This is a genomic window from Thermotoga petrophila RKU-1, from assembly GCF_000016785.1.
In the GTDB taxonomy this organism is placed as follows: Bacteria; Thermotogota; Thermotogae; order Thermotogales; family Thermotogaceae; genus Thermotoga; species Thermotoga petrophila.
Map to the genome: position 1 here is coordinate 1,727,455 of NC_009486.1, position 17,154 is coordinate 1,744,608.

At 43.2% G+C, this 17,154-nt stretch carries 15 protein-coding genes and 1 pseudogene; 6 read left to right on the forward strand and 10 right to left on the reverse strand.

The genetic code is table 11. From position 1 onward, the window contains the following. Positions 1 to 17: 17 nt before the first annotated feature. The 3 genes and pseudogenes from TPET_RS08840 to TPET_RS09735 all read right to left on the reverse strand — a co-directional run. A complete protein-coding gene (locus tag TPET_RS08840) occupies positions 18 to 1,790 on the reverse strand; it encodes a DUF505 domain-containing protein (protein WP_011944142.1) in 1,773 nt (590 codons plus the stop codon). 54 nt (positions 1,791 to 1,844) lie between these two features. Then, complete coding sequence (locus tag TPET_RS08845) at positions 1,845 to 4,355, reverse strand: hypothetical protein (RefSeq protein WP_011944143.1); 2,511 nt, start codon at positions 4,353 to 4,355, stop codon at positions 1,845 to 1,847. A 169-nt stretch (positions 4,356 to 4,524) separates the two neighbouring features. Continuing rightward, positions 4,525 to 4,653 (reverse strand): annotated as a pseudogene (locus TPET_RS09735) (nucleotidyltransferase domain-containing protein); the annotation flags it as partial. Positions 4,654 to 4,910: 257 nt separating this feature from the next. Between TPET_RS09735 and TPET_RS08850 the strand changes: the two are divergent. Together TPET_RS08850 and TPET_RS08855 are read left to right on the forward strand one after the other, a co-directional pair. Beyond that, complete coding sequence (locus TPET_RS08850; protein WP_011944144.1) at positions 4,911 to 6,146, forward strand: hypothetical protein; 1,236 nt, start codon at positions 4,911 to 4,913, stop codon at positions 6,144 to 6,146. Continuing rightward, positions 6,139 to 6,909, forward strand: a complete 771-nt coding sequence (locus tag TPET_RS08855) for a hypothetical protein (protein ID WP_011944145.1) — start codon at positions 6,139 to 6,141, stop codon at positions 6,907 to 6,909. Before TPET_RS08850 ends, TPET_RS08855 begins: the two co-directional genes overlap by 8 nt. Positions 6,910 to 7,219: 310 nt before the next feature. Here the strand turns inward: TPET_RS08855 and TPET_RS08860 are convergent, their stop codons facing one another. The 3 genes from TPET_RS08860 to TPET_RS08865 are packed head-to-tail and all read right to left on the reverse strand — an operon-like array spanning position 7,220 to position 8,591. Beyond that, positions 7,220 to 7,633 (reverse strand): hypothetical protein, encoded by a 414-nt coding sequence (locus tag TPET_RS08860; protein WP_011944146.1) that lies wholly within the window; start codon positions 7,631 to 7,633, stop codon positions 7,220 to 7,222. 9 nt (positions 7,634 to 7,642) lie between these two features. Then, positions 7,643 to 7,783 carry a hypothetical protein gene (locus TPET_RS09535; RefSeq protein ID WP_167310318.1) on the reverse strand — a complete coding sequence of 47 codons (141 nt, stop codon included), beginning with the start codon at positions 7,781 to 7,783 and terminating at the stop codon, positions 7,643 to 7,645. Positions 7,784 to 7,793: 10 nt separating this feature from the next. Beyond that, the gene (locus TPET_RS08865) at positions 7,794 to 8,591 is read right to left on the reverse strand and encodes a winged helix-turn-helix domain-containing protein (RefSeq protein ID WP_048810897.1); all 798 of its coding nucleotides are present in this window, start codon (positions 8,589 to 8,591) and stop codon (positions 7,794 to 7,796) included. 123 nt (positions 8,592 to 8,714) lie between these two features. On the opposite strand from TPET_RS08865, the gene TPET_RS08870 reads away from it, so the two are divergent. Further along, positions 8,715 to 9,812, forward strand: a complete 1,098-nt coding sequence (locus TPET_RS08870) for an AAA family ATPase (protein WP_148186900.1) — start codon at positions 8,715 to 8,717, stop codon at positions 9,810 to 9,812. Between the two features lie 14 nt (positions 9,813 to 9,826). Here the strand turns inward: TPET_RS08870 and TPET_RS08875 are convergent, their stop codons facing one another. From TPET_RS08875 to TPET_RS08890, 4 genes are all read right to left on the reverse strand, one after another. After that, the gene (locus TPET_RS08875; RefSeq protein ID WP_011944148.1) at positions 9,827 to 10,234 is read right to left on the reverse strand and encodes a cupin domain-containing protein; all 408 of its coding nucleotides are present in this window, start codon (positions 10,232 to 10,234) and stop codon (positions 9,827 to 9,829) included. Between the two features lie 14 nt (positions 10,235 to 10,248). Next, positions 10,249 to 12,129: a prolyl oligopeptidase family serine peptidase gene (locus tag TPET_RS09375; RefSeq protein WP_202943192.1), complete on the reverse strand. Its 1,881-nt coding sequence runs from the start codon at positions 12,127 to 12,129 to the stop codon at positions 10,249 to 10,251. Positions 12,130 to 12,162: 33 nt separating this feature from the next. Then, positions 12,163 to 13,023: an aldo/keto reductase gene (locus TPET_RS08885; protein ID WP_011944150.1), complete on the reverse strand. Its 861-nt coding sequence runs from the start codon at positions 13,021 to 13,023 to the stop codon at positions 12,163 to 12,165. A 108-nt stretch (positions 13,024 to 13,131) separates the two neighbouring features. Continuing rightward, positions 13,132 to 14,136, reverse strand: a complete 1,005-nt coding sequence (locus tag TPET_RS08890) for an aldo/keto reductase (protein WP_011944151.1) — start codon at positions 14,134 to 14,136, stop codon at positions 13,132 to 13,134. 128 nt (positions 14,137 to 14,264) lie between these two features. Here TPET_RS08890 and TPET_RS08895 point away from each other — a divergent pair, with 128 nt between their 5' ends. From TPET_RS08895 to TPET_RS08905, 3 genes are all read left to right on the forward strand, one after another. Further along, positions 14,265 to 15,164: an AraC family transcriptional regulator gene (locus TPET_RS08895; protein WP_011944152.1), complete on the forward strand. Its 900-nt coding sequence runs from the start codon at positions 14,265 to 14,267 to the stop codon at positions 15,162 to 15,164. Positions 15,165 to 15,382: 218 nt separating this feature from the next. Then, positions 15,383 to 15,601 carry an EAL domain-containing protein gene (locus TPET_RS09740; RefSeq protein ID WP_420794671.1) on the forward strand — a complete coding sequence of 73 codons (219 nt, stop codon included), beginning with the start codon at positions 15,383 to 15,385 and terminating at the stop codon, positions 15,599 to 15,601. Positions 15,602 to 15,789: 188 nt separating this feature from the next. Continuing rightward, positions 15,790 to 17,091: a DUF438 domain-containing protein gene (locus TPET_RS08905; RefSeq protein WP_011944153.1), complete on the forward strand. Its 1,302-nt coding sequence runs from the start codon at positions 15,790 to 15,792 to the stop codon at positions 17,089 to 17,091. The last annotated feature ends 63 nt before the right edge of the window (positions 17,092 to 17,154 follow it).

The following is a 17,154-nucleotide window of genomic DNA, read 5'->3' on the forward strand; positions in this document are numbered from 1 at the left end:
GTGGGGCTTCGTATTTATCAAACTTCAACCCATGGATACTCTTTTCTTGCAAGCTCATCCACCGCCTGAAGGAGTGCCACTCCCGCTTCTGTCAGTGCGTTTTCTGCTATGAATTTGGATATCCTGGCGAGGTTGACAGTTTCATCGAAGGTTTCCGGATCAACACCGAGTTCTCTTTCTACAGCTTTCCAGCTCTCCGGGTTTATCCTGATCCTCTTCTCCCTCATATGAAGTCCACCGTGTGTTCTTATAGCCTGAAGAAGCCTGATCACAAGGGGTGTCACCGGTGCTTCCACGTCGTCGGAAACAGCAGAGAGAGCTCTCTTCATGAGTTGACCTGCTTCTGTGAGCGTGACAACGTTTGTGGGCAAAATCTCCACCAGATTCTTCGCTTCGAGACTGTCGAGTGCAATTCTTTCCTCCTCTGAAAGATTCATATCTTCGATAAAGACACCCGCTTTGTACGGAACCTTTCTGAGAACCTTCATTTCCACGTTCGTTATGAGTGGCCTTCTCTCAACTTCGACAGAAAGCCTCGCGTAGAGGCGACCAGAAGAAGTGGGAGCTGCATCGCTGACGAGACCTTCTTTTCTTGCCTGTTCGTACCACTCCACGTTTGGAGCTGCGAACTCTTTCTTTGTCATGGTGATTGATTTCACACCGACAGCTGTGATACTCCTGAGGTTCTTTCTCTGATCTTCGAGCACTTCTTCACCATAGCTGGTCAACTCGTACACAAGTGTTCTCCTTGCTCCGTGTCTGTGTTCTCTCGACTTCAAAAGGCCGAAACCTTCAAGATTGTAGAGTGCGAGTTTCACGGTGAGGTCCTTTCTCTTCCATTCCCAGTCTACTGCCTTTTCTATCTGCTTTGGTTCTGGGAAGACATCCTCTTCCTTTTCATGCCTCTTCCAGAGCTTGACGATCACTTCCAGGAGTCTTGCTTCGTCCTCCGAGATCTGGAAAGCGGGAGTTATGAGGTAAGGACCCTTTTTGTATATCTTCCACGCGAGGTAGAGATGCTCCGCCATTGGGTGAAGTTCTCCCGTCCAGTCGATGAGGCCCCTTTCAAGAAGTACGTTCCTTTCAAAGTCACTCAACCGGTTACCTTCGTAAGCCTTCGCAACGGTGTCCAGAACGAGTTCGTCGAGGATCAGTTCATCCGTCACAACAAGACCCTTTCTGAGCGCCGCTCTGATTTGCTGTCCGAGTCCTGTGAGAGCGTAAATGTCGGACTTCGGAACAGAGAAGGCTATCATCCTCATCGCTTCGAGCTGGAGAAGTTCATCTCCCTCTACTGGAAGCGTACTGGACTCCCCCGGGCCCTCCACCATCTTTCTCAGGTACTTCGCAACTTTCGAATTTACGATCAGTCTGGGATGTGAAGCGTGGTAAACCTCATCGAGAGTGTAAGCGTAAGGTGTGAGATTTCCTTCCTTCGCGAACCCTCTCTCTTCAAGCGCTTTAGCGACTTCTCCTCTTACCCTCGACTGAGCCAGCTTGGAGTATCTGATCATGGAAATGACTTCGGAACCGATCCACCTGAACGAGTCGTCCCATTCCTCAGGATTCTTCAAGACACCTTCTTTTATCATGTCGGCGAGGAGTTCTCCAAGAATGTTACCGGAAAAAGTCAGATCGTACATCTCAACACCGACGGGTTTGACCAGCCCAGCGAGTTCAAGGTGCCACAGCGTTTCTCTGTCGAAGTCCTCCCATCCCTTTACGCTGAACTCTTCTCCCTTCTCGTAGAGCTTTTTCAGCACGATTGCATGTCTTTTTGTTACAATCATCACTGCCACCTCCTTTCATACGAAGTTTGTTGAGTTCTCTCTATAATTATTTTATCACCTAATGCTGATGAAAACAGGAATAGAAGGCAATCCATTCGGACTGGTACCTACTCCCACGTAGAAACCACCAGAGGAAATATCGCTCATGTTCAAAAACCCTCCAACTGTGATATAGAACTTGAGTCCTTCCATGTACACTTCCTGGAAAAGGTGATCATAAATAACGTGTTCTTCTTCCCCATTTGAAAATCTTAGTCGAGCGATTCCCAATGTGTTCCCTGTGTTTCTGAGAAGAATAAGACCATCGAAAAGTTCTGCACTGTTTTTGAAAAGCGTTTGAGCAAAAGACACATCGTATGAAAAATTCTCCGGGTTTAAAAGCTGAAACTTGAAGTTCGCGGAGAAACTGTTGTCTTTTCCAAGCGTTGAAGTCAGGCCAGCGAAACAGAACAAACTGTTCAGATCGAAAAGGTGCGAGAGATCATAATTGATAAGATTCAAAGACACCTTCAAGGAGGAAGGCATACCCAGAAGATACGTTCTGAGATCGACACCTACTCCAATGTTGTTAGAGACTCCTGATTCATTGTTCAGAAACGTTTGGGTCGAACTAAAACTCATTTCAAAGGTAACGCCAAGTCGTGTGTCTGCTGAAACAGGGAAATCGCCTAAAACCCCCGTCAAACCGAAGCTGTAATCTCCAGAAGAGGAGTAGTCACCGTACGCTGTGAAATTGTCTCTGGAGATCACAAAGCCAGTGTATTGATTGAAATTTCCTTTCAAATCAACAGACGGCATCAAGAACAGGAAAGTGTTGTTTTCCACGCTGGAAAAGGTGAGAAAAATCGAGAAAGCACCGTCAAAATACATTGGAAACCACATCGCAGGCTGGAAAAATTTCCTCAGTCTGAAACCGAATTCGTCTCCAGCGGAGAACTCTCTTTTTTCTATCACAAAAAGTTCACTCTTTTTCTCTTCGATCTCCACAGGTTCCATTTTCAGATCAATTTTGTAGATGCCAGTTCCGCCTGTCTGCCCGTAGGGTATGTAACTTATGTAGTAAATTTTGTCTTTATCGATCACGAAATCCCCGATGAGGGTCTTTGATGCGAGTCGATAGAGTCTTCTTTTCTGAAGATCGTAATAACAGGGAACGGTGTGATCCCCTTCCACCTGAACGAATATTATTCCATCTTTCCAGAACTTCACGTATGGTCCCTTCATCGTTCCGTTGTCCAGTTCAAGAACGACTTCTCCGTTTGTTTTCAGAACGATTATGTCGTTCTTTCCTGTGAGAAGCGCCACAAAACGGTTTGATACGTCCATGTATCTTATAAACTCGTCGAGCGTGATACGAAAATTCGGCCCCTCTACTGTTGTTTTCCTTGTCTTCGTATCGTAGATAGCAAGGCAAACCCTTCCGTTTTCCACATCGAAAGCGCTTATGTTCCCCTTTGAAATCTGTCTTCTACCCTTCACATCCCACAGGACATTCTCGTATCGACCAGAGAATTCTTCTTTAGAGAGTACATAAATCTTCTCTCCATCGATTTTCACGTCCAGAACGTTTCTCACGGGAATCTCCTGAACTTCTTTCCCATCCAGGTCAAGGATCTTCAAAACCTGTTTTTTCATCCCCGTGTACGAAGTGGAGGGCCCGTACTCTTCCGAAAGGACAACCAGATGGTCCCCGTACAGATCGATCTTGTGAAGCCAGGTGTTTTTTGCGCTGTATACAAGATCTCCCTGAGGGTACTCGTGTTTTGTGAGAGAATAGATCCAGTCCGTGTAGATCTCTTCGCGCGTTTTTCCAAAGACCTTCTCGTATGGGTCCTTGAAACCCTCAAAGGCAAAAGTACTGAACGTTCTGGAAGTTTCCCTGAAAAATTCCTTCACTTTCTCAAGGCCGTACGTCTCCACAAGGTAGCTGTAAAACCCGGCTGTGAAGTTGTAGTACAGAAGCCCGTCTCTGTAGTCGTCATCGGGTGCAATTTTTATATAACCGGGAGATGGAAAATTGGAAAGTGAGTAGTAGAAGAGGCCGTTTGAGTAGAAAGGACTGTTCAGTCTTCCGGATGAGCTCGAGAAAGAGCTCTCGTTGAAAACGGTAACACCCTCCACCAGGTCGCTGAAGAGTTGAGGATAAAGAGGAATTCCCGTGAGTTTTGTTATCGTCTTTCCTATTTTGTCCTGATAGGTGAGATGGCACATGTGGGAGAATTCGTGAATGAGAACGTAAGCGTACCAGTCCTCGAGAGGAAGGCGAAAATAAATCCAGCTTTCGGGAGGCCACAGGTAGATCACAATCGTTTTATGAAAGAAAGGCATCGTGTAGCCGTTCGAGATGGTACCTTTGTCTTTGAGAACGATCGTTATCCGTCCCGGGTCGTTTCCGACAAGCTCTATCACCTTCGACCTGATCGTCTCGAAGATGTTTCCTACAAGAACGGCGTTTTCTATGTATCCTTCAGGATAGACAACATCCGCGTGCTCAAAGTGGAGAACACCGGAGAAGAGTTCTGCGACAGATAAAAGAACTACGGCAAAAAACAACCTCTTGATCAAGGTATCACTCCTTCCTTTTGCTTAACCACTTCCTCAACACCTCAGCTTTCTCTACTCTGCCCAGTTTCAAATATGCCTGATATTCATACTACATGGATAAAACCGGTTTACGGGATCTTCCCAGGTTTCATCTTCGAGCCGTTTTTGAATGTCTCCCATAAATATTAATTCACCGATAATGAGAACAGATTTTTTCCGTGGAAGAAAACCTGACCTTTTTACTTACGAACTCAGAGAAAATGCGTTCGATTTCATAAGCCCCTTCTTTATCAGTTTGAATGTCGATATCGTGAACTTCAGCAGGAACTCCCTACAGCGCAAAACTGAGACTACCCATAACTACCCAGTTCACTTTCTCATTTCTCAGTCGATCGTATATTTTGCGAAGAACGCGAAAATATTAGGGCCTTATCATTTTCTTATCTCCCTGGATAGTTTTTCATCTGAATTGTACCCTTCGCCATCACAAATATGTTATCACTACATATTGTGTTATAATTATGAATAAGAAAATAATCTAATATCCTCATGACACCAGGTGGGGGATAAATCATTATGAATAACGTTGATTTCAACAGTTTTTTCGAGGGTATACTCTATGATTATTATTTACTGGAAGAATCACTTACTTATCTTAGAGATGAGAAGCAGATACAAAAAGAACTTGACCAGATCTACAAAGAATTAAGTCTCTTAAGATTTCCTATCAGCGTGAAAGATACTCTAGCAGCGATTTTTATCGGGATTGTTGCGGGATTATTTGAAGTCTTGATAAGTGAATCTGGTCTTGCCCCGGATCATAAGCACGAAGTCACCAGAGTACCTATCGATTATGCCATACCAAAACCACAGGGTTTCAAGGGCTCAGTATCAGATTTACATCGTCAAATAGGACCAGGACATGATCTTCTCAGATTCAAAGAAGCGATAGAGATGATGAAAGGGGAAAAGATTGATTTTCCACTCTGGGATAGCACAATATCAGAAGTGATGAATGGAAAACTGCGACCGATAGGATTATCTATTGAAAAAGCTGAAGAATTAAATGGTTTCAATATTCCCGAACAACCTATCCTTGAGTGGTTAAAGCATATGTATGTTGATCTCTTCACTAGGAGGAGTTTGCCCGTACCAGGTACTACTCTCATCGCTGATGGGAATCCAAGGGCCGCTGAGATAGTACTAAATATGTATAAAAATGGCTTCAACCTAAAAAATCTTTTGGCTGGTGGTATTGGAATACTAGCAATAAATGTTGGAATCAAAATTTATTGGTCACTAAAGTTATTTAAAGACAACAAAGATAGACAATTACCTTTTGTTGAAGCTTTTAAAGAGACAGAAAAACAATTAAAAGAAATCCAAAAAACAGAAAAGTTTACTTTTATGGAGATGATATCCTATGTTACATTAGTAATAATTAGCGGTCTAAAATCTGCTATTTTAAAGGAGCTGTTTTCATTTAATTTTGGTGCTTGCATCATGTTTATAAAAGCTTTATTGAGTTACATCAAGAAAATTCAAGAAAAAAGAAAGAATCTATTAGAAACTAAAAACTTGAAATTACTTGAACTATCGAATATAAATAATGCTTGGACTCGAACAACCGAAAAGCAAATTCTTTACGTAATAAATCTTATGAATGAGTATCAGCGTGTTATTTCTGATGATAAATCTAACTGTAAAATTGAATTGGATAACGAAATATCAAATGAAAGGATGATTAAAGCTCTACGAGAAATAAAATTATATTTAGAAAACATACGAAGGAGGTATTCAGAAAATGAATGAACTACAGAAAATGCCGAGGCAGTATGAAGAAATAAACAAATCAGATTCTAATTTTACAGAAATCATAAAGAAAGAGGTTACAGCAAAATTTATATCAGTGAGAGAAGAACTAGAAGAACTACGAAAAGATCTTGAAGAGTTGTCCGATTACGGAGAAGCCTTAGATATCATTAGAAACAGAAATGCATTTATTGGTTTCTTTACATCAAGTTATGATGTTAAGCGACTCGCAGAGATTGTATTTAAGCTTGTGAATTTGGAAAAACGTCTTACAAATTTCGTGCTTTTTTTAATAATCGCAATAATGCATGGAGTCATTGAATTCAGTGAAATAGAAAAGTATCTTCAGGAACTTAAACGTAATAAGAAGAATGATGATATTATTAACTTTATTGAAGAAAAACTGATGAAAGAGATAAAAGAGATACTTAAATCGGCAGAGATGTTTAATAAAAAATTTTATACAATAGAATCAAATCTTAAAATCATTTTCGAGCGCTTGACAAGAAACGAACAAACGACAAAAAAGAACATTGAATCTATCCATAAAATAGAGTCAGATCTCAAAGGTGTATCTGAAACCTTGTCAAAAGTTGAGGAACTGGTGAGAAAAAACAGCGAGGAGATAAATTCTTTGAAATCAAATCTTATCAATGAACTTCAAATGGAAGTTGGTAAATTAAAACGTCGAGTAAAAATACTCTCAGTTATGACTTTAGGAGCATTTGTTTCAGTTGTATTGTTCATTCTTCTTTTACTATGATATCATTTCTTATCCTCAAAGAGGATATCAATCCCAGACTGCTTCAAGGCTTCCAATATCTATCTTCGTAATCAGATCTTTCCAGTGCACCATCTTCTGCTTGAATAGACACGGTTACTGTTATCCCTGAGAACCTGAAGTTCTTTTGAACTCAAAGCAATCCCCAGAATGCGTATATGATTTCCAATCTCCTGAATTTTTTTCAATTCTGACAGGTCCCCCTAAAATTCCTTCAACAATGCATCCTTCCCTTGGACTAACCATGAAAAATTCTCCCGTTATATCTCAAACCTCTGAACTGTCCATTTTTCTATCTCTTCAACGGTTTTTTCAATCTGTACATCACAGGCTTCTTTTTCCCTGTCCATTCGATAAAACCTCGCAGTTCCAGAACACCAAGCACCATGTTTATCTTGTACCTTTCGCTTTTGCCACGGAATGGCTTTCCAGGGACTAATTCTTTAAGCAGAGAGGAAATTATGCTGGAACTCACTTCAGTATTGTTTCTAAGCGCTTCCATAATTTTTCTTATGACGACATGAAAATGTTTGAGAGGAAAAAATGCTGATATGGGTTCTCTTTCCGAGCCCAAACAACTACCGATTTGTTTTTTTATTCCCCATTTGAAATACTTTGTCACAAGTTTCGAAGTTTCTTTTTCTTTTTCGAGTCCAAAAGAATCCGCTATCTGTTTGAAAACAACTGATGAATTCTTTTTGTCCATAACCAGAACCTACTTCCTCTCAGAAACCTCTTCAACGGCTTTTATCAAATGGGAGTTCAGAAGGTCTATGACGCTTTTTATCATCTGGGACCCCAATTTTTCCTCCACCGTTCTTGCAACCAGTGAATCAACAGAGAAATACTCGAACAAACTCCGTAGATTATCCAATCTTCTCCACTATGAGTTTCAGGTTTTCCAGAAAACTCGTCCTGTTTAGATAAGATCTTATGATCTCTTCTACAACATCATCAGTGTTACCGGGTGTTTCAAAGAGGCTTTTTAACTCAAGCAGGTTGAATGGGTATTTGGCATGTTCTTTCAAAAGTTCTATCAGATCTTTCACCTTCAAAAGAACAACACCACTTTTTTGGGCTCTTTTTTCCACGTTTCCTTTTGCAAAATCAGGTCCGACAACGACCACAAAATCTGTTTCTGTTTTTTCTTTGTGGTCTTTCAGAGAAAACCAGTCTATCTGTATGTCTTCGATCTTTCCATGTTTGCTCGTTTTTCCATCTACGTTCACCCTATAAGATTTCTCTCCCACTTCTGCTTTCAAAAGTACATCTGTGTTTCCAGGTGTTCCTATGAGTTCTGTCTCAAATCCCAGGAAAGAAAAAGCGTCTCTCAAGGTCTCTTCAAACTCCGATGGTGATGAGCTCTTGTATTGTGTTTCTTCCAGTCTTCTGATCAGATCTTCAAGTTCTGAACCTTCTCTTCTTCTTTCTGCGCTGTGCTCCCTCAGTGCGAATTTTCCCCTTCCAACTTTGACAAACGTGGAGGAATCACCGTGTAAAATGATGTCGTTGTACAAAACACGACGGATTTTTGTCCTCAATTTGGACAAATTTTTCGGAGAATCGACTAGGTTCTCTCTTAATGCTATTTCCGCTATTTCTTTTGCACTCATGGGTCTTTTTTCTCTCTCCAAAATGAAGCGCACTATTTCCTTGAAGGTCATTCCTATCACTCCTTGCAGGATTCCTTACAAATATGTTACCACTTCAAAATCTGAGAGGGAAAAGCTTCTATGTTACTTCTGCCCCCGAAAGCAACTTCCGACCCCGGAAGTGATATAATAAAGATGGAGGTGATCGACTTGCTCTTCTCCCTCACTCCCAAGACGAAAAAGGAAGATCTCTTCGACAGAGAAAAAGAACTGAAAGACCTCGAAAAACTGCTCCAAACCTACCCGATCGTTGTGATCACCGGTCTGAGACGGGTTGGAAAGTCCTCCCTCGTGAAAGTCTTTCTGAACGAAAGCGATCTCTTACACATAACCGTGGACGGAAGAAGACTCTACGAAACATCGGGAGGTAACATCTCATCCCATCATCTCACAAGATTTCTCGGAGAAGAGCTGTCCAGAATATCGAAATCTCAGAAACTTCTGAACGTTCTCAAGAGGGTCCGTGGGATCACGGTGAGTGGAACATCGATAGAACTCAATCCAAAGGAGTTCAGTCTCTCTGATCTTCTCGAAAAGCTGAACGAAACGGCAAAGAGGCGAAAGAAAAAGATGGTCATCTTCTTCGATGAGGCGCAGTATCTCAGATACTACGGCTCTCGCGGCGGAAGCGATCTTCTGGCACTCCTTGCCTACTCCTACGACAACTTCGAAAACGTACGCTTCATCATCAGCGGTTCAGAAGTCGGCGTTCTCCACGATTTTTTGAAACTCGAAGACTACAGCTCACCCCTCCACGGCCGTGGAATAGGTTTTCTCACGGTGAGACCGTTCACCTTCGATCAATCCGTGGACTTCCTCATGGAAGGCTTTCGAGAGGTGGGAGAGAAGGTCAACTTCGACGTGGAAGAAATCGTGAGAGAAATAGACGGCATAGTGGGGTATCTCGTCCTGTTTGGAGTGAAGTACCTCGAAAAGAAGAACAAAGATGAAGCGCTGAAAGAGGTGTTCCATGCCGTGAAGGCCCTTTTTGAAAAGGAAATGGAAGAGCTCAGAAAAAGGAGCGAAAGGTATCCGTTCATATTGAGACAGATCTCAAGAGGTATAAACACCTGGTCTGCTCTGAAAAACATCTTTCGTGCAAAAGGCGACTTCATCGGCGACTCCCGATTGTACTCTCTCCTCGAAACTCTGGAAAAGATGTCCTTCATAGAAAAAACACAGAGCGGATACAGAATAGTTGATCCGGTTTTTGAGAAGATTTTGAGCGAATGAAACGGAGAAATTCGCTACTTTCCTTCCGTGGTTTTCCGGTACTCTTCTTCTGTAACAGGTCCAAACCACTCTGCAGGACCGAGATGAACCTGTGTACTGATACCTATATGTACGAGTTCTTCATTGGGGGCCGCGCCATGCCAGTGAACCACGTTCGGTGGTATCTCCACCACATCACCTTTTTTCAAAACTCTTGCGGGTTTTCCTCTTTCCTGGTAAAAGCCTCTTCCCTGGGTCACGATCAGGATCTGCCCTCCTGGATGGCTGTGCCAGTGTGTTCTCGCTCCTGGCTCGAACACCACGTTGTATACCTGTGTGTTGAATACTCCGTTTTCGTCAGTAACCAGCATCTTCACCCAGACGTTCCCAGTGAAGAAGTCGCTCGAGCCTTTAGAACCCTTTTCAAAGATATCATCCACCATGGTTGTACCTCCTCTTAGTGGTTTTTCATGTTTTTCACCCAGAATTCTATTGCTTTGTCAATCCATTCTTCCGCAATGGTACCTTCTCCAAGCCCAAAACCATGTGAAAGCCCAGGAAAAACAATTATTTCTGCATCAGTTCCATTTGCCTTAATCCTTTTGATCCTGTCCATCATAACCCTGTAAGGTACGATTGGATCGCTTGTTCCTACAACTGCGAATGTTGGTGGTTCTTTCCCAGTAACATCTGTCAAAGCAGTATATTGCATTATTACAGCTGCCGGACGTGGATATCTCTTTTCTCCAAAACTCTCAGTACCATGGCTTCCGACCCACGCTACAACACGGGCTCCAGCAGAGCCTCCCCACAATGAATAATCTTGCATATCTATTCCAAGTTCATCGGCGTTCTCATATAGAAACGCAATTGCTCTTGCAAGATCTTCACAAGCAGCTTGAGGATCTGGACGATAAATTAAAGCAAAAGCGTTGTATCCTCTTTTGCTGAGTTCAAGAGCATGTGGAAAACTGTCTTGCATTGCTCCGACATATACGAATCCTCCACCCGCAACGATAATAGCTGTCTTTGCACCTTCATTACCACGAAAGAAAAACAACCCTGTGTCTTTTTTGCTTGGATCCTTTAATTTTTCTTCATCGGAGTAGATATCATAGAAAATAGTTTCCCCTGCATCAGCCCGTTTTTTAAGATAATTAACAATTTCTACCGTTTTACTTGGGTTGATATTGCTATACCACATGAGAGAAAGTTCTCCAAGAGTATCTCCACTGTAGTAATTTTTGTTTGTTGGAAAAAGAAGTCTACCAAAATCCTTAAAAGCTGGATATTTAATTACCTCTTCAATTTTTGTATTTACAGTAAAATCCTCTTGAGATTGGCTCTTCTGCAAATTCGTCTCAGCCTCCGACAAACCTTTTTTGATATTATTTTGAACACCCCAAAATGCTTTCAACCCGTTGTAGATATACTCCATTGCAGCCTTCATATCATGAGAATACCCCTCCTTAACACGAAACGCAAAATTACCGTCATGTCTTTCATCGATATTGATAAAATAAGGGGACATTTCCATAAGCTCTACTCTGGCTTTATCGTAGCTGTACGCAAAGTCATTCGTCCCTGTAATAATGAAGACAAAATAATCATTCAGATCATGTCTACGAGCTGTGGCAAAGATCTCCTCATCATCCAGAGTGGTACCGCAACTCATCGGCAGGAAATAGCGGAAGTAATCGAGGGCGTATTGGAATGTTCGCCAGGTTGCAACCGCACCCATGGAAAACCCTCCGAATCCACGATGGTCACGGGAAGCGATTAGGTCCTCTCTTGACGTGCTTGCAGCATAGGTGCTGTAGGTCCCTTCCACCGCAGGGATCAAATCGTTCACCAATTCATTATGGTAGTTCCTTGTCAACTGCATTGCCAGGGAAAAGCTGGCAGAATCCAGTCCATTTTCATTCGTGTTGTTATAAGTCGGACATACTATGATCAGCGGCCTGATCTCTCCTGCAGCAATTGCATTATCAATGACATTCTTAAGCGGAGAGGGTCTATCTGGAGTGCCGAGCATGGTGGTTTCATCTCCCCAACCACCGTGCATCAGATAAAAGACATCGTATTTTCGGTTTTTATCATAGCCATGAGGAAGATATACGATTGCACGTTTTTTAAGGGTCTTTGATTTTTCAGAATAGGAGAAAGATTCATAAGTGTCATAATATAATTCCACCAATGTTCCTGATTGAGATGATGGTCTGAAATATTCGTTTGGAATCTCTTTCAATTCCTGAGGAATCTTTATGTTTATTACTTCTGATGCCACATTATCACTTCCAAAGCCCAGAGTCCACACAAGAAGGGTCAGCACAATCATCGAAATATTTCTCATTTTTATCATCCCAGAAAACTATATTTTCCGTGAACAAATCCATTTGACGACTTCGGGGTCCCTGTGGGAGAAGAACGCACTCTGCCCTTCATCGAGCGTTGCGATCTTTTCCATGTCTTCCTGCGTGAGTTCAAAATCGAAGATACTGATGTTTTCTATCATCCTCTCTCTTCTCACAGTTTTGGGAATGGCAACGATTCCTTTCTGGGTGAGCCATCTCAGAATGACCTGCGCAACCGTTTTGCCGTACTTTTCCGCGATCGATCTGAGCACTTCGTTCTGGAAAATGTTTTTTCTTCCCTCAGCGAAAGGACCCCAGGCTTCAGGCTGGATGTTGTAATTTCTCATGAATTCGATCTCCTCTTGCCTCTGATAAAACGGATGTATCTCGATCTGGTTCACCGCTGGGATCACCTCATGATGAACGATCAAGTCCATCAGTCGATCAGGATGGAAGTTGCTCACACCTATGGCCCTCACTAGTCCATCTCTGTACAGCTCCTCCATAGCCCTCCAGGCACAGTGTACGTCTCCAAAGGGTTGGTGAATGAGATAAAGATCGATGTACTCAAGCTGAAGCTTCTTCAGAGACTTTTCAAAAGCCCTCTTTGCAGACTCATAACCTGCGTCCTGTATCCAGAGCTTGGTGGTGATGAAGAGTTCTTCCCTCGAGGTGAGTCCTTCTTCGATAGCCCGTTTGATGGCCCTTCCCACAGCTTCCTCGTTCATGTAGGCTGCTGCAGTATCGATGAGTCTGTAACCCACCTTGATGGCCTCATAGACACATTCTTCAGTCTTTTCTGGTGGTATCTGGAAAACTCCGTATCCCAGAATAGGCATTTCTACACCGTTGTTCAAAGTGACTTTTGGAACCTGCATGGTAACACCTCCCATCGATGAATTCATGCTTCTGAAGTTCTCGTACCAACCTTTCCCGCTACCGTGAAAAAGATCGAAGAAGGTCGGACACCAACAGCACAGAATGTTTCATAGATACGTCATTCTCTCAAGATCCTCAGGATATCTTCCACCTTTTATTTCTATTCTTGAGAGAGCATCGTTTATTTCCTGGAGCTCTTCCGGTGTGAGTTCAACAAAAGCCCCTCCGATGTTTTCCAGAAGGTGTCTCAGTTTTGTTGTGCCGGGTATGGGAACGATCCAGGGTTTCTGTGCAAGAAGCCATGCGAGAGCTATCTGTGATGGTGTCGCACCCTTCCGCTCAGCGATCTTTTTGAGGAGTTCTACGAGTGCAAGATTTTCCTTCAAATTCTCTTTCTGAAAGCGTGGAATCCTGCTTCGAATATCTTCCTCATCGAACCTGGAGTTTTCGTTTATCGTTCCTGTAAAGAATCCTTTCCCCAGAGGACTGTAAGCCACAAAGCCTATTCCCAGTTCTTCACAGGTGGGAAGTATTTCCTCTTCAGGTTTTCTCCACCACATGGAGTACTCGTACTGCACCACATCAACAGGACAGACTTTATGAGCTCTCCTTATCGTTTCGGCGGAAGCTTCGCAAAGTCCAAAATGCTTCACCTTACCCTCTTCTATGAGTTCCTTTACAGCCCCAGCTACTTCTTCTTCTATTGGAACGTTCGGATCCACCCTGTGCTGGTAAAGAATGTCTATGGCTTCCACCCTGAGCCTTCTTAGAGAACCTTCCACTGCTTTCTTAATGTGTTCCGGCCTACTGTTCAGACCTTTCCAGCCTGGCCTTCCATCTTCGTACAGCTCGAAACCAAACTTCGTTGCTATCACGACCTCACCTTTGAACGGCTCGAGTGCTTCGCCTACGAGTTCCTCGTTTGTGTAAGGACCGTAAACTTCCGCAGTATCGAAGAAGTTGATACCAAGCTCCACGGCTGTTCTGATGAGTTTGATCATCTCTTTTCTGTCTGGAAGATTCTTCTGGCCGAAGCTCATTCTCATACAGCCGAGTCCTACGGCAGAAACCTCAGGTCCTCTCTCTCCAAGTTTTCTCTTCGGAATGCCCATGTTTTCCCCTCCTTTCGCTCTAAAACATACCGCTATCTGCTCCGGAAACGTTAGAAAGATATTCTCGAATATTTGCCTGATTTTCCATCAAAGGGTAAAATCTTAACAGAAAGGAGATGAAAAAAATCATGGATGAATTCGATCACACTCGGAGAAAGCTGATTGAAAGGATTTTACATCTCACAGAAAAACAACCCGTGGTGAGACCACTTCCGGGTCTGACTGTGGGCAGGAGGGAGTCTCCTACAGAACCTTCCACTTACATTCTTCCGCCATCGATATGCATCGCAGTTCAAGGTGCAAAGCGCGTTCTTATCGGAGAAGAGTACTACGTTTATGACGTGGAGAATTTTCTTCTCAACTCTTTCGACATTCCCGTGATTGCCCAGGTGATAGAAGCTTCTAAGGAAAAACCTTATATCGGAATAACCTGGGAGATAGACATGGAGATCCTCATGGAGATCGTTGTTGAGCAAAAGCTCAATACAAGACCCATCGCGTCATCCCGCGGTACATCGCTGGGGAAGGTCACTTACCAGCTCTTAGACGCTTTCAAAAGGATGCTGGATCTCCTTGATGAACCGGAACACATTTCCGCACTCCTTCCCGTGATAAAAAAAGAGATCATCTACAGGCTCCTTGTGAGCGAACAGGGATCAAAACTCATCCAGATTGCGCTCTCTGGAAAGAACGATGTGATAGCAGCATTGAATTATCTGAAAGAACACTTCAGCGAACCCGTGAACATGAAAAAGCTTGCCGAGATGGTGGGAATGAGCGTTTCGACTTTTTATCAGAACTTCAAGACTCTCACCGGCATGACTCCCCTTCAGTATCAGAAGAAACTCCGGTTGTGCGAGGCAAGGAAGCTTCTCATGGCAGGTCATGACGTTACAACCGCAGCCTACCAGGTGGGATACGAGAGCCTCTCTCAGTTCAGCAGGGAGTACAAAAGATTCTTCGGTGTTTCTCCTTCACAGGATGCAAAGAGATTGAGGAACAGTAATTTAATGGATGTGGTTCACTGAGGATTGGGAAAGAAAGGGTTTTGGAAAGATATTTGTCCTGTTCACGTATTAATCGGAAATTGGTATGTGTTCTCCTGTTGTGATATTTTTGCTTCCCAGTTAGGCTATGAAGAAGCCGTACACAATGCTCCACAGATAATATCAAGAAGGGGTGGTTCTATGAGGGTACCTTTTCCAGAATTTCCGTTCTCGGCGAAAAAAATCATCACATCATAAAAATCGATATGAACAGAAACATCGATAAAGATCGGCTGAAACGCCACATGGTTGAGGCACTGTTTTCTGCTGGAAGCAAATCTGGCGTGAAAGTGATAGCTGAAGGCGTGGAAACGATCGAAGAGTATAAAACTCTTCGAGACTTGGGTATCGAATTGATGCAGGGATTCCTTTTTGCAAAACCTGAACCCGACCCGGTTCAAAGTGTTCAGCTCCCCTGAAAGGTACTCGTTCATACCGAAACGGATAGCAAAGGATACAAACACCTGATCCAGCTTGAAAAGCTTTTTCCGTTCAATGGTTATAGAGCAAAGTCATCTGTTTTTTTGTTGCTACAAGAAATGCTTCTGTGCTATAATATGCTCGGAGTCGGTAATTAGGTGAGAATAATTAAAAAGGGGAGATTCCTATGGAAAGAGAAAAAGTGGAACTTTTTAAGGAAGTGCTGAAAAAACTCCACGAAGGGGAAGACGTGGAATCCTTGAAAAAACAATTCGGAGAACTGCTCTCGCAGATTCCACCGTTCGAGATACCCGTCATCGAGCAGGAATTGATAAAAAGCGGTGAGATAGACGTAAGAGACATCATCAAGATGTGCGATCTTCATGTTGAGTTCTTCAGGGGAGCCGTGTCAGAAGCCGGCAGAGAAATAGAAAAGCTCCCGAATGGACACCCGCTAAGGACGCTCTACGAGGAGAACAAACAGATACTAAAAGATGCGGAAGCTTTGAGTTTGCTTGCTTCCAGCACGTTCTCTCTTCCAAAAGACGATCCTCGCAGGAAACAGTTCTACGAAAAACTCGTGCAGCACGTCTCAGGGCTTCACAGAATAGGTCTCACCCATTACACGAGGGAAGAGATGCTGATATTCCCATACATCGAGAGAAGAGGTATCACAGCCGTTCCAACGGTCCTCTGGTCCAAACACGACGAGATCAGATTGAAGATAAGACTCCTTCTCAATCTTTTGAAGAAAGAAGAATCTGATGAACGGCTGAAAGAAGAAGCCCTGGAACTTTCAAGGATGCTCTCAGACATGGTCTTCAGAGAAAACAACATACTCTATCCGACACTGAAGGTGCTTTTCTCTGAAGGTGAGTGGAAAGCGATAAAGCTGCTGGAGAAAGACATAGGATACTACAAGATTGAAGTGACAGACGAGTGGGAAACTTCAGCGGAGCCTGTTCTTCCACACCAGATGGATCCAACCGTTTCCCCTGAAACTTACGAGAAACTTCCCGATGAGATCAAAAGGGTTGCCGGAATGCTCACTCCAGACACCGAATACTCGTTGGTTCGAGACAACGATATGGAAATAGAAAGTGGTTATCTGTCTTTGGAAGAACTGAACGCTATTTTCAAAACGTTGCCGTTCGATATAACCTTTGTGGATAAACACGGAAGAGTACGTTTCTTCTCTGGAGGTCACAGGATCTTCCACAGAGCTCCCACCGTTCTTGGAAGACCGGTCCAGTTCTGTCATCCCCCAAGGAGCGTTCATATCGTGAACAAAATTCTCAAGGCTTTCAAAGAGGGAAGAAAAGAACCTGCGGAGTTCTGGATCAACATGGGTGACAGAAAGATCCACATACGATACTTCCCGGTCCTGGACAAAGAGGGAAACTATTTGGGGACACTGGAAGTGGTGCAGGACATTACAAGGATAAAAGAACTCGAAGGAGAAAAGAGACTTCTCGACTGGAAAGACTGAAAAAGCGCAGGTTCTCCTGCGCTTTTTTCAATCATTCGTTTTGTAACCCATAGGTCTTCTCTT

Coding starts and splice junctions, on each gene's coding strand:
- TPET_RS08840 (WP_011944142.1), bottom strand. CDS start 1,790: ATGATTGTAACAAAAAGACATGCAATCGTGCTGAAAAAGCTCTACGAG.
- TPET_RS08890 (WP_011944151.1), bottom strand. CDS start 14,136: ATGGGCATTCCGAAGAGAAAACTTGGAGAGAGAGGACCTGAGGTTTCT.
- TPET_RS08885 (WP_011944150.1), bottom strand. CDS start 13,023: ATGCAGGTTCCAAAAGTCACTTTGAACAACGGTGTAGAAATGCCTATT.
- TPET_RS08905 (WP_011944153.1), top strand. CDS start 15,790: ATGGAAAGAGAAAAAGTGGAACTTTTTAAGGAAGTGCTGAAAAAACTC.
- TPET_RS09375 (WP_202943192.1), bottom strand. CDS start 12,129: ATGATTGTGCTGACCCTTCTTGTGTGGACTCTGGGCTTTGGAAGTGAT.
- TPET_RS08865 (WP_048810897.1), bottom strand. CDS start 8,591: ATGACCTTCAAGGAAATAGTGCGCTTCATTTTGGAGAGAGAAAAAAGA.
- TPET_RS08870 (WP_148186900.1), top strand. CDS start 8,715: ATGGAGGTGATCGACTTGCTCTTCTCCCTCACTCCCAAGACGAAAAAG.
- TPET_RS08850 (WP_011944144.1), top strand. CDS start 4,911: ATGAATAACGTTGATTTCAACAGTTTTTTCGAGGGTATACTCTATGAT.
- TPET_RS08860 (WP_011944146.1), bottom strand. CDS start 7,633: ATGGACAAAAAGAATTCATCAGTTGTTTTCAAACAGATAGCGGATTCT.
- TPET_RS08855 (WP_011944145.1), top strand. CDS start 6,139: ATGAATGAACTACAGAAAATGCCGAGGCAGTATGAAGAAATAAACAAA.
- TPET_RS08875 (WP_011944148.1), bottom strand. CDS start 10,234: ATGGTGGATGATATCTTTGAAAAGGGTTCTAAAGGCTCGAGCGACTTC.
- TPET_RS08895 (WP_011944152.1), top strand. CDS start 14,265: ATGGATGAATTCGATCACACTCGGAGAAAGCTGATTGAAAGGATTTTA.